This is a genomic window from Flagellimonas oceani (genome assembly GCF_011068285.1).
Taxonomy (GTDB): domain Bacteria; phylum Bacteroidota; class Bacteroidia; order Flavobacteriales; family Flavobacteriaceae; genus Flagellimonas; species Flagellimonas oceani.
Map to the genome: position 1 here is coordinate 3956347 of NZ_CP049616.1, position 11889 is coordinate 3968235.

General features: G+C 43.1%; 12 protein-coding genes. 10 read left to right on the top strand and 2 right to left on the bottom strand.

The window, feature by feature from the left end:
- The first annotated feature begins 4 nt into the window (after positions 1 to 4).
- The 4 genes from GVT53_RS17905 (at position 5) to GVT53_RS17920 (ending at position 4168) form a co-directional block, all read left to right on the top strand.
- The gene (locus tag GVT53_RS17905; protein WP_166249852.1) at positions 5 to 181 is read left to right on the top strand and encodes a hypothetical protein; all 177 of its coding nucleotides are present in this window, start codon (positions 5 to 7) and stop codon (positions 179 to 181) included.
- Positions 182 to 251: 70 nt separating this feature from the next.
- The gene (locus GVT53_RS17910; RefSeq protein ID WP_166249853.1) at positions 252 to 881 is read left to right on the top strand and encodes a cation efflux transmembrane domain-containing protein; all 630 of its coding nucleotides are present in this window, start codon (positions 252 to 254) and stop codon (positions 879 to 881) included.
- A 59-nt stretch (positions 882 to 940) separates the two neighbouring features.
- The gene (locus tag GVT53_RS17915) at positions 941 to 2173 is read left to right on the top strand and encodes an alpha/beta fold hydrolase (RefSeq protein WP_205791752.1); all 1233 of its coding nucleotides are present in this window, start codon (positions 941 to 943) and stop codon (positions 2171 to 2173) included.
- Positions 2174 to 2473: 300 nt separating this feature from the next.
- Positions 2474 to 4168, top strand: a complete 1695-nt coding sequence (locus GVT53_RS17920; protein ID WP_166249854.1) for a hypothetical protein — start codon at positions 2474 to 2476, stop codon at positions 4166 to 4168.
- Here GVT53_RS17920 and brnQ read toward each other — a convergent pair.
- The gene (gene brnQ, locus GVT53_RS17925) at positions 4165 to 5499 is read right to left on the bottom strand and encodes a branched-chain amino acid transport system II carrier protein (protein WP_205791755.1); all 1335 of its coding nucleotides are present in this window, start codon (positions 5497 to 5499) and stop codon (positions 4165 to 4167) included. The genes GVT53_RS17920 and brnQ overlap by 4 nt on opposite strands.
- A 243-nt stretch (positions 5500 to 5742) precedes the next feature.
- Here brnQ and GVT53_RS17930 point away from each other — a divergent pair, with 243 nt between their 5' ends.
- Positions 5743 to 5997, top strand: a complete 255-nt coding sequence (locus tag GVT53_RS17930) for a hypothetical protein (protein ID WP_166249855.1) — start codon at positions 5743 to 5745, stop codon at positions 5995 to 5997.
- A 120-nt stretch (positions 5998 to 6117) separates the two neighbouring features.
- On the opposite strand, the gene thiL is transcribed toward GVT53_RS17930, so the two are convergent.
- Positions 6118 to 7164 (bottom strand): thiamine-phosphate kinase, encoded by a 1047-nt coding sequence (thiL, locus tag GVT53_RS17935; RefSeq protein WP_166249856.1) that lies wholly within the window; start codon positions 7162 to 7164, stop codon positions 6118 to 6120.
- Positions 7165 to 7411: 247 nt separating this feature from the next.
- On the opposite strand from thiL, the gene GVT53_RS17940 reads away from it, so the two are divergent.
- The 5 genes from GVT53_RS17940 to sufD all read left to right on the top strand — a co-directional run bounded on the left by GVT53_RS17940 (position 7412) and on the right by sufD (position 11864).
- Positions 7412 to 7741 (top strand): HesB/IscA family protein, encoded by a 330-nt coding sequence (locus GVT53_RS17940; RefSeq protein ID WP_166249857.1) that lies wholly within the window; start codon positions 7412 to 7414, stop codon positions 7739 to 7741.
- Positions 7742 to 7778: 37 nt separating this feature from the next.
- Positions 7779 to 8147 carry a four helix bundle protein gene (locus GVT53_RS17945; RefSeq protein ID WP_166249858.1) on the top strand — a complete coding sequence of 123 codons (369 nt, stop codon included), beginning with the start codon at positions 7779 to 7781 and terminating at the stop codon, positions 8145 to 8147.
- Between the two features lie 36 nt (positions 8148 to 8183).
- The gene (gene sufB, locus GVT53_RS17950; RefSeq protein ID WP_166249859.1) at positions 8184 to 9629 is read left to right on the top strand and encodes a Fe-S cluster assembly protein SufB; all 1446 of its coding nucleotides are present in this window, start codon (positions 8184 to 8186) and stop codon (positions 9627 to 9629) included.
- A gap of 87 nt (positions 9630 to 9716) precedes the next feature.
- A complete protein-coding gene (sufC, locus tag GVT53_RS17955; protein WP_166249860.1) occupies positions 9717 to 10469 on the top strand; it encodes a Fe-S cluster assembly ATPase SufC in 753 nt (250 codons plus the stop codon).
- Positions 10470 to 10547: 78 nt separating this feature from the next.
- A complete protein-coding gene (sufD, locus tag GVT53_RS17960) occupies positions 10548 to 11864 on the top strand; it encodes a Fe-S cluster assembly protein SufD (protein ID WP_166249861.1) in 1317 nt (438 codons plus the stop codon).
- The last annotated feature ends 25 nt before the right edge of the window (positions 11865 to 11889 follow it).

An 11889-nucleotide genomic window follows, 5' to 3' on the forward strand; every position in this document is an offset into this window, starting at 1 on the left:
GCCAATGAAGCTGCTATTTTTCCTTATCCAACAATCAAACATTGAAAAAAAGATGGAGGAAGCTCCCGACAGTGCCTACGAAATAGGAGTGGTGATCGGGAGTTACCTTCCTTTCGTGGTCTTGGCGGTCATTGCATACGCCATTTACCATTACACTAAAAAGAAGCGGGACTCGGAGTAGATAAGTTACCTATATCTTTTGTGATTGTAATACAAAAAAGCGAACTTCAGCAAAAGCAAATTCGAATAGTTTGGAAAAGCAGGATAAACTTTATAAAACTGCATTTGCCCTTGCCTTGTTCACCATTATTTATAACGTGGCAGAAGGCATTATTTCCACATATCTAGGTTTTGAAGATGAAAGCCTTGCTCTTTTTGGCTTTGGAACCGACAGTTTTATCGAGGTGATTTCTGGTTTGGGCATTGCCCATATGGTGCTGCGTATCCAAAGGAATCCGGAAAGCGATCGTGATCCGTTTGAACGGACAGCGCTAAGGATTACCGGTGTGGCCTTTTATATTTTGGTCGTCGGTCTTGTAGTTTCCAGCCTCTATAATATTTGGACGGGCCACAAACCGCTCACCACATTCTGGGGCGTCATTATTTCGGGCATATCCATACTTGTAATGTGGGTCTTGGTCTGGTGGAAGCGAAAAGTTGGACGGGAGCTCGGTTCCGCGCCCATTTTGGCAGATGCCAACTGCACCTTGGTCTGTGTGTACATGTCGATCATCCTGTTGATCAGTAGTGGAATATATGAGCTTTTCAAAATACCCTATATAGATAGTTTGGGAACCTTGGGATTGGCCTACTTTGCATTTTCCGAAGGAAAGGAGTGCTTTGAAAAAGCCAACAGCAACAAACACTGTTGTTGTGACTGAGAAAATGTGTTAACTTTAGTTTTTGCAAACCACAACTAATCAATCAAGCACATAAAATTATGATGAAAACAGCAATTGCCCTATCAATGGTTGTTTTGGCCACAAGTATTTCCTCTGCCAAAATCAACCCGGAAACAGTACAAGACATGCATAAAGTTACGCTCGTTTCGCCCGAAAATGGGTCGTACACCGTTTCCCCTGAATTGCCGAAAGACGGAATGGTTGCCGCCGGGACCGAATTAACGGTAGAGGCCACTCCCGCTGATGGATATAGTCTGGATGTAATTTATTATACCTTTAAAGGGGGAATGTGGGGAACTACCAGTGTGGAGAACTTTACACCAACAATGAAGGTTACCGTTGACAAGGACATGTCCGTTGGCGCCACCTTTGTGGAAAATGACCTGGTCGATAATATAAACGTAACACAAGATGTTGTCTATGCGCAACCAGGTGTGAAGCCCTTAAAATATGATGTGTATTCACCAAAGGGAGCCAAGGATTTGCCATTGGCCATAATTGTTCACGGTGGAGGATGGTCCTCCAACAATGAAGATATTATGAGGGGACTTGCCCGGGAGCTCATAAAAGGAGGCAAATATGTAGTCTACAGTATAGATTATAGGTGGGTAGGTCCATTGGACGGGGATAAAGAGCCCAATGCCATGCACCAATTGATAGAGGATGTTTTCGGAGCCATTGCACATATTCAAGAGCACGCTGCCGAATACGGCGGTGACCCAACTCAAATTGCAATTACCGGAGATAGTGCGGGCGGCCACTTATCCGCATCTGCCGCTATTTTGGGCCCAATGATCGGCGATGGTGGTTTTGGCAAGGCCAATGGTGTCTACGAATACATGCCAAGTTATATGCCCAAAGGAAAGACTATTGATGCCGTTAAGAACGAAATTACCGAAGCCATAAAAGTGGTTGCACCAAGTTATGGCCCGTTCAATGCTTCGGATTTTAAGCAGTTTATGCCAGAGGTAAAGCAAGCCTATTTTGATGCCGTTTCCCCCGCAATGCACGTTCCCAATGTGGCAGACCGTGCCATACCACACTTTATTGTAAGGGGCACTGAGGACCCGTTGATACCAAACGAGATGATTCAGGGCTATGTTGAATTATTGAAAGAGAATGGTCAGACCGTGGAATATTTACAGGTCGATGGTGCAGGACATGCCTTTTTTGATTGGAAACCGGATGCGCAGACAAGGGCAACATTTGCAAAATATGGTGTTCCGTACGCAGCCGAAATGAAATCTTTTTTTGATTCGGTTTTGTATTGATAAAGGATACGGATTAAACAGGATAACGTTTGGAATATTAAAGTCCAGTTTGGTAGACGGAAGTGTTTACCAAACTGGATTTTTTATTTGTCCCTATATGATAAGAGTTAGAAACAGCTTACGATTATCCCTACGACTTCATCAAGGGAGTGGGAATTAGATGACCCAATATCAGTTGCTTTTGGCTTTCGTCAATTCATACGGTGCATTTATTGCCTAAATAATACCATCCGTCAATTCACTGCCCTTGGAGACTAATAATTTTCTGAGTTTAGCCATAACTATAAACAAAATCAGAAAATGAAAAGAGAAAAGTTTCTTTTGCCAGTAATGTTCATCTTGACAATGGCAATTGGTTTAACGGGATGTGAGCAGGAAGTACTGGACAATAATTCGATTGAAGCAGAGAAGGTCCAAGCTTTTTTTGATCACGATGTGGACAAGGGCCGGACATGTATGATCAATGAGGAAGAACCCATTTCGCCCATTGATTTTGAGGGGTCTGTCACCCTCGGAGAACCAATAAAAATACCACAGACCGTTCAAAACATGCAATACGCGTGGGAAAAATTGCAAGAGAGGGAACTCTATATGGGTACTGAGAACCCTGTAAAAGTTAACAAACTTTACGTACGTTTCTTGCCCAAGAGCAAAGAGCAACTTCTGGAACTGTCCAGATACGACAGTTCATTGGACCTTTTTGATTTTCCTTTGCACTACAATTTCGAGCCCACATCGGACCACAATGATGGCTATAGGGACAGGACATTGCCTTTGGAGGCCCCTAACCCAATGTACACCGTTGTAGACCATGATTATGTATTTCCCATAACAATTGACCACGAGGTGTTTATGGAGCTATACATGCCCGATGAAGACCGAACCATCCAACTGGAATTGGCCGATGCACTGGAGGCGGTTGCAGAAAACTTAGCCGAGGGAACCGATGCGTTCAAAGGTTTTGAAGAAAGCTTGTCCGCCAAGAAGAAAAAATGGAGACCCGAAGGAAGGATACGTGTAATAGACCATGCTGCAGGAGAGCCTACCGATGGCCAACCTGTCCCGGTAGCCGGGGCCCAAGTTTTGGCCCGACGGGGACTCAAATGGTCATGGGGAACAACAGATGAGCAGGGCGAGTTCAGGGTAAAGAAGGATTTTAAACACTCGGTGGAATACAGTGTGAGATGGTCCAACCACGAATGGTACATCATCAAGGGTTCTGGTGTCATCCGTGCCTGGTACTTTGGCCCTAACAAGAAAAGTGATTGGGATGCCATTATCAACGGTTCCATCCAATCCTTTTATGCGCAGATTCACAGAGCTGCATATCATTCCTTCTATGGAGAAAATTATGGCATAACCAGGCCGATGCACAATAAACCGGGGAATGACAGGATATGGATAAGGGCCTATAACCGACCTTCAAAGTTTGCACCGGTTGCCGGGTATTTCTATAATTTGGCCCCCCATTCGATTTGGGTTTATGGAGCGTTTAAGGATGAGAACAAAGAAAAAGGATGGTTTTATGGGGAAAATTATGATGTAAGGCATGATGAACTAGCTAGGGCGGTTTTACATGAATTTGGTCATGCATCTCACCGTAACCTCCATTATATAAATGATGAACTTAATTACAGTAAATCTGAGAAAGTGGTTCGAGAGAGTTGGGCCATGGGGGTTGAGGGAGAACTTATTAAGGCGCACTACCCAATCATTCATAAAAGTTATTTAGGTAGTACAACCTGTGAATTTGACGAATCATTCTACCGATATATTGTGAAAGATTTATTGTATCCAGAGAAAGATAATAATGGTTTCGATTCTCTGAATCCAAACTATGAATCACATTTTGCAGAACTTACATTGAAGGATCTTGAAAACGCTTTTGGAAATACGTGGGAAGAATGGAGAGATAATCTGAAGCAAGGGCTTCCCAAAGCTGAAGCGGACAATGTACAGGGTATGTTTGATTATTGGTCTACCGCTTGTGACTAATTAAATAATGACTGGGTCTCCCGAATATCGGGAGGCCTTTTTTTAGATTTTTTGCCAAGGTTGCAGGCAACGAACACAACTAAAGCCGGCAACACCCACCCCATTTGATGCTGGCTCAACGGAATCCAATCCACATAAGGTAAAATGGTTTCGCTCATTCCAATACTTCCCAAAAAATCAGGAACAGTGAACAGAACCGTCGTCCACACAACACTTTTGAACACTCTTAGTGAAGACCATTTATCTGGGACAACGTTCAACAAAATCAAAATAATGGTGATGGGATAAATGAACATTAGTGACGGTACGGCCACATCGATGATATAGCCAACATTAAACTGGCCTATCAAAATACCCAACAAACATCCAATAAAAGCTGTAATTCGATAGGCCAAAATAGAATTGTTGAAACGGCCTTTTATAAAGTCAGAAGTTCCGGTAACGATTCCGACCGCCGTGGTAAAACAGGCCAAACTTACCAATATACTCAACAATAGATTGGCAGTTGGCCCCATGGTCTTGGTGCTTATTCCGCGTAAAAGTGCTGTTCTGGTGATTTCTTGGTCGAACGAACCCCCGAACAAAGCCCCAGTAAGAATCAGTCCACCGTAAACCAATAATAAACCGACTCCCGCCCAAAGTCCGGCCCTACCGATCAGCCTTCGCTTTTCTTCAAAGGTTGCAGATTTCTCCTTAATATTAATGGATATAATGATCACGGCACCTACCACAACGGCGCCAATGGCATCAAAAGTTTGATATCCCTCCAAAATACCCGAGCTAAAAGGTTGGCTCATTCCTGAAGGGGCAAAATCAAAATCCATGGTAAAGACCGCCATTAATATCATCACCAATAAAATAATCAAGATGCCAGGCGTTAAAATTTTGCCCAGCGCATCCAAAACCTTGGTTCGGTTGATGGCAAACAAGAATACCAATAAAAAATAAGCGAGACTTGTAAGGAATGAGGGAGAGTCCCAAAAGGGCTGTATGGCCATTTCGTGGGTAACCGATGCGGTTCGGGGCGATGGCAGGGCAATGGCGATGGCATAGATCAAATAGCAGTAGACCACACTAAATGTCGGGGACACTTTTTTGGCAAAATCGAACAAGGTGCCCTGCAATTTGGCATGGGCAATTATACCCAAAATAGGGACAAGTGCTCCCGAAATACAGAAACCCAAGGCCACCAACCACCATAAATCGCCCGATTTAAATCCGAGTAAGGGGGGTAAAACCAGATTGCCCGCACCAAAAAAGAGCGAAAAAAGAGCAAATGCGGTTACAGTTAACGATTTTTTATTGATGGATTGTTGATAATTTGTTTTCAATACGGTATCTTACAAAAGTGTTTTTGGACGAAAAAAGACGGCTTTTTGTCGATTTTGAGGTATTTCATCGAAAAAAATGTTATCTCGATACATTCACAAAATAAAAAGTTATCAACATCCGTTCCTGTAAAAAGTTGAATCTCAAAAATAATTTATATAACAAAAAATTACCATTAACCAAATTAAGCATTTTTCGAAGCCCCATTTCGTAATTCAATGCTTTTCTCCAAACAAAACCCGCCTATGAAAACAACTACTACGCAACATGGCAACAAATTTTCTTCTTTCTTTTGCAGTCTGTTCGGGCACCATTACACGGTCTCCAAAAAAGTGACGCAGCACATTAAAGAGTACAAATGCATTCATTGCCAAAAGCAAGTCACAACGGATGTCAGTGGAAAGCTTTCCGCATTGACGCCACAAATGCAAGAGATCAACAGTACATTGGAAGATATGTACAGAAAACGTAAAAGCAGGGTAGTGCACCAAGTGGCATAGCCCTTTTTTGTTTTAGGAAAGGCCCAAATCTTATCCCGGAAACTTAAGTAATTGCCTGCTGCTAATGGTTGCGTGCCCCAATACCATGATGTAGGGATGCCCTTGATTTTCGGGATTTTTTTATTTATTGAACGAGTTCCAGCCCTGTGCGGTAATCGGAATTTTTGTCTCCGCCCGTGTGATCAAATGGATACCCTCGCTCTTTTCTGTCATGTGGCCGATCACCGTTAAATTAGGATTCCCTTTTATTTTTGGAAAATCCGCTTGGTCAATCGTGAACAACAGCTCGTAATCCTCACCACCGCTCAAGGCGATCATGGTGCTGTCCATCTTAAATTCTTCGGATGCAGAAATCACAGTGGGGTCCAACGGAATTTTTTCCTCAAAAACATTGCAACCGATGTCACTGTGCTTGCAAAGGTGCATCACTTCGGATGATAGACCATCGCTGATATCGATCATGGAAGTTGGTTTTACTTCCAGTTTTTTGAGCAGTTCCACAATGTCTTTTCGAGCTTCGGGCTTCAATTGACGCTCCACGATGTAGGAATAGGGTTCCAGATCCGGTTGGCTGTTGGGGTTCACCTTGAAGACTTCTTTTTCTCTTTCGAGCACTTGCAGCCCCAAATAAGCCCCGCCCAAATCGCCAGTGACCACCAAAAGATCGTTGGGCTTGCTGCCCTTACGGTAAACAATGTCATCTTCTTTAGCTGCCCCTAGAGCGGTTACGCTGACAATCATTCCTCGGGTAGATGAGGTTGTATCTCCACCTACCAAATCAACATTGTAAAGTTTGCAGGCAAGGGCAACGCCTTCGTAAAATTCTTCGAGCGCTTCCAAAGGAAACCTGTTGGAAATGGCCAGAGAAACCGTAACCTGCGTGGCCATGGCGTTCATTGCGTAAATATCGGAAAGGTTGACCATCACCGATTTGTAGCCCAAATGCTTCAGGGGCATATAGCTCAGGTCAAAATGAACACCTTCCACCAGCATATCGGTGGAAACAATGGTTTTTTTGCCGTTATAGTCCATTACGGCAGCATCATCGCCCACTCCGACCACGGAAGATGGTTGTTTGAGTTCGAAGTTTTTGGTAAGGTGGTCTATTAGGCCAAATTCGCCCAATTCCTCCAAAGATGTACGTTCTTGATTCTTGTCTTCTAGCATTTTGCAAAAATAATGAGGATAATCGTAAAATCTGGTGTTGTCGGGAACATAAAATTTTTTTGGCAAAAGCGTATCAAAAATCATGGAAAATAGTTGGGAATACGCCATTGATGCGACTTACCGTTAAATCGGCCTCAATTTCCATAAGAAACACCTATGGAATCATTCGTTATAATAATGTTAGTTGCCATGGTAAAACCCTACATATACAGTATATTTGTGGGCTATTTAGATTAAATTCAAGAAGATGATTAAGGTTTCAGAATCAGCACGACACAAAGTGGTATCGCTTATGACCGAGGAAGGTTATAATGCCACCACGGATTATGTGCGTGTTGGCGTAAAGAGCGGAGGGTGCAGCGGATTGTCTTACGAATTGACATTTGACAATGCTGCAACGGATACAGATAAAGTTTTTGAGGATAACGATGTGAGAATCATCGTGGACAAGAAAAGCTTTTTGTATTTGGTGGGCACTACATTGGAATATTCTGGAGGTTTGAACGGAAAGGGTTTTGTTTTCAACAACCCCAACGCGCAACGAACCTGCGGATGTGGAGAAAGTTTTTCATTATAAAGTGAGTTAAAGAGCTAAGCAGTAAAAAGTAAATGGAATGTACAGCTCTTTTGAAGACTTGGAAGTTTACAAAACAACCGTAAAGTTTACTGCTCAAGTTTATGATTTATTGAAGAAAAGTCCTTTGAAAGAAGATTTTGCGATGGTTGACCAAGTGAGAAGAGCAACGATTTCAATTTCGAACAACATTTCGGAGGGATTTGAAAGGGAAACAGACAAAGAGTTGATAAGATTCCTTTATTTCTCCAAAGGTTCTGCCGGAGAAGTCAGAAATCTTCTTAACTTAATGGAAGAGATAGGATATTTTAAAGCTGAAGAACTGGTCGATTACAAAAAGAAGGTAATCAACATTTCCAAACAGCTTGCAAATTATATCAAGTACGTTAAAAAACGAAGCGGTATTTAACTGTTTTGACTTTTTAACTTTTAACTGAGACAATATATGGCTTATACAGAGGAAGAATTAAAAAAAGAACTGGAGACCAAAGAGTACGAGTACGGTTTCTACACGGATATTGAATCGGATACCCTGCCTAAAGGGTTGAACGAGGACATCGTGATTGCCATTTCCAAAAAGAAGGAAGAACCGGAATGGATGACGGAGTGGCGATTGGAAGCTTTTCGTGCTTGGCAAGAAATGGAGGAACCCGAGTGGGCCAATGTGAAATACAAAAAACCTGACTTTCAGGACATTTCCTATTATTCGGCTCCCAACAAAAAACCGAAGTACGACAGTTTGGACGAAGTAGACCCAGAATTGTTGGAAACCTTCAAAAAGTTGGGCATCTCCGTGGACGAGCAGAAAAAACTGGCAGGTGTTGCCGTGGACATTGTAATGGATTCCGTTTCGGTGGCCACTACGTTCAAAAAGACATTGGCCGAAAAAGGCATTATTTTCTGTTCCATTTCCGAAGCGATAAAGGAACATCCGGAATTGGTGAAGAAATACCTTGGAACCGTAGTTCCCAAAAAAGATAATTTCTACGCAGCATTGAATTCAGCGGTATTTTCCGATGGATCTTTCTGCTACATTCCAAAAGGGGTAAGGTGTCCGATGGAGCTTTCCACCTATTTCCGGATCAACCAAGCAGGAACCGGTCAGTTCGAAAGAACTTTGGTAATTGCTGAAGAAGGCAGTTACGTAAGTTACTTGGAAGGCTGTACCGCCCCGATGCGTGATGAAAACCAATTGCACGCGGCCGTTGTGGAATTGATTGCTTTGGACAATGCGGAAATCAAATACTCCACCGTTCAAAACTGGTTCCCTGGGAACAAGGAAGGAAAAGGTGGGGTCTACAATTTTGTGACCAAACGCGGACTTTGCGAAAAGCACGCCAAAATTTCTTGGACACAGGTTGAGACAGGTTCGGCAGTAACATGGAAATACCCATCTTGTATTTTGAAGGGGGATTACTCAATCGGTGAGTTCTACTCCATCGCAGTGACAAACAACTTCCAACAAGCGGATACCGGGACCAAAATGGTCCATTTGGGCAAGAACACCAAGAGTACCATCATCTCCAAAGGTATTTCTGCGGGACAGTCACAAAATAGCTACCGCGGATTGGTACAGGTGAACAGTCGTGCCGAAAACGCGAGGAACTTCTCCCAATGCGATTCCCTGTTGATGGGCAACCGTTGCGGAGCACATACCTTCCCTTATATCGAAGCTAAGAACAAGACTGCACAGATAGAACACGAGGCCACCACGAGTAAAATTGGCGAGGACCAGATTTTCTATTGCAATCAAAGGGGTATCGATACTGAAAAGGCCATTGCATTGATCGTGAACGGTTTTAGCAAGGAAGTGTTGAACAAATTACCGATGGAGTTTGCCGTGGAGGCACAAAAACTATTGGAAATCAGTTTGGAAGGCTCTGTAGGATAGCTTCGACTGCTCTCAGCTACCCAATATGACTTGGTGATTGAGCGAAGTCGAAATTAAAATTTATAGGAAAGAACATAATTTTACAAAATGTTAGAAATCAAGAACTTACACGCAAGCGTAGACGATAAAGAAATCCTCAAGGGAATCAACCTAAAGGTAAATGCAGGTGAGGTACACGCCATAATGGGCCCTAACGGTTCAGGTAAAAGTACCTTGGCCGAAGTAATCGCAGGTCAAGAGGAATTTGAGGTAGGAGAAGGAAGCATCCTAATGGAAGGAGAGGATTTGGAAGAACTTTCCCCAGAGGAGAGAGCCCACAAAGGCGTATTTCTTTCTTTCCAATACCCAGTGGAAATCCCCGGGGTGTCCGTGACCAACTTTATGAAAACGGCCATCAATGAGTCCAGAAAAGCACAAGGCCTGGAAGATATGCCCGCCAACGAAATGCTAAAGAAAATTCGCGAGAAGTCCGAAATGTTGGAAATCGACAGAAAGTTTCTCTCCCGTTCCTTGAACGAAGGGTTCTCCGGAGGTGAGAAGAAGCGAAACGAAATCTTTCAAATGGCGATGATGGAACCCAAATTGGCCATTTTGGACGAGACCGATTCCGGTTTGGATATCGACGCACTTCGTATCGTGGCCAATGGTGTCAACAAATTGCGCGGCAAGGACAACGCCATTATCGTTATTACCCACTACCAACGATTGTTGGAATATATCGTTCCCGATTTTGTCCACGTATTGCACAATGGCAAAATCGTTAAATCCGGAACCAAGGAACTGGCCTTGGAGCTGGAAGAAAAAGGATACGATTGGTTAAAAGAAGAAGCCGCGGTTTAAAAAACAGATGTAAGACTTCAGACATCAGATTTTAGAAAACCTATAACTGAAAGCTGATAACTGATAACTGAAAAAAATATGGATTTAAAGGAAAAATTAGTCTCCTCTTTTATGGCTTTTGAAGATGGCCTGGATTTAGATCATCCAGTACATGAGGAACGATCTAATGCCATAAAGAACTTTGAGACCAAAGGCTTCCCGACCAAAAAGGATGAAGCTTGGAAGTATACTTCGTTGAAAGGCCTGCAAAAGATAGATTTCAGCATCTTTCCAAAGCATGAGACCACATTGGAATATAAAGATGTCAAAAAGTACTTCCTGCACGAGATAGACACCTACAAAATTGTGTTTGTTGATGGGGTGTACAGTTCTTACCTCTCTGAAACAACACATGATGGTGTGGATGTCTGTTTGATGAGTTCGGCCTTCAGTAAGCCGATGTTCAAGCAAGTGATAGAGGTGTATTTCAACAAAGCGGCCTCCAAAGATGAGTCGTTGACCTCCTTGAACACCGCTTTCAGTAAAGAGGGAGCGTATATTTACATACCAAAGAACAAAATGCCCAAAAAGCCCATCCAAATTTTGCATTTGGCCACGGGCAACGAGGCAGCTTTGATGTTGCAACCTCGTAACTTGATCGTAGCGGAGGACAATGCTGAGGTTCAGATTATAGAACGTCATCAAAGTTTGACGGGCAACGAAGTGTTCACGAATTCCGTGACCGAGATTTTCGCGGGAAAGGATGCCATTGTGGACTACTACAAGGTTCAGAACGATGAGCCCACCGCTTCATTGGTGGACAACACCTATATTTCTCAGAAGGATAGCAGTGTTGTGAGGGTGCATACCTTCTCTTTGGGCGGAAAACTGATTCGAAACAATCTGAACTTTTATCAGAACGGGGAGCGCATCGATTCTACTTTGAAAGGGATTACCATTCTTGGGGACAAACAGCACGTGGACCATCATACCTTGGTGCACCATGCACAGCCCAATTGCGAGAGCCATCAAGACTACAAAGGAATTTTCGGTGACAGTTCCACAGGGGTGTTCAATGGAAAAATCATTGTGGACAAGATTGCCCAGAAAACGGATGCCTTTCAGCAAAACAACAATATTTTGTTGAGCGATAAATCGACGATCAATTCAAAGCCACAGCTGGAAATCTTTGCGGACGATGTAAAATGTTCGCACGGATGCACCATTGGTCAGTTGGACCAAGAAGCACTCTTTTACCTAAGATCAAGGGGAATCCCGAAAAAAGAAGCCAAAGCTTTGATGATGTACGCTTTTGCCAACAACGTTTTGGAGAGTGTCCGTATTCCCGAGCTTAAGGCGCGAATCAACAAGATTATTGCCAACAAATTGGGAGTTCGTATGGGTTTTGACCTGTAAGCAGAATATTTTTACCTCAACGTTA

Coding starts and splice junctions, on each gene's coding strand:
- GVT53_RS17940 (WP_166249857.1), top strand. CDS start 7,412: ATGATTAAGGTTTCAGAATCAGCACGACACAAAGTGGTATCGCTTATG.
- GVT53_RS17945 (WP_166249858.1), top strand. CDS start 7,779: ATGTACAGCTCTTTTGAAGACTTGGAAGTTTACAAAACAACCGTAAAG.
- GVT53_RS17915 (WP_205791752.1), top strand. CDS start 941: ATGATGAAAACAGCAATTGCCCTATCAATGGTTGTTTTGGCCACAAGT.
- sufB (WP_166249859.1), top strand. CDS start 8,184: ATGGCTTATACAGAGGAAGAATTAAAAAAAGAACTGGAGACCAAAGAG.
- sufC (WP_166249860.1), top strand. CDS start 9,717: ATGTTAGAAATCAAGAACTTACACGCAAGCGTAGACGATAAAGAAATC.
- sufD (WP_166249861.1), top strand. CDS start 10,548: ATGGATTTAAAGGAAAAATTAGTCTCCTCTTTTATGGCTTTTGAAGAT.
- thiL (WP_166249856.1), bottom strand. CDS start 7,164: ATGCTAGAAGACAAGAATCAAGAACGTACATCTTTGGAGGAATTGGGC.
- GVT53_RS17930 (WP_166249855.1), top strand. CDS start 5,743: ATGAAAACAACTACTACGCAACATGGCAACAAATTTTCTTCTTTCTTT.
- GVT53_RS17920 (WP_166249854.1), top strand. CDS start 2,474: ATGAAAAGAGAAAAGTTTCTTTTGCCAGTAATGTTCATCTTGACAATG.
- GVT53_RS17905 (WP_166249852.1), top strand. CDS start 5: ATGAAGCTGCTATTTTTCCTTATCCAACAATCAAACATTGAAAAAAAG.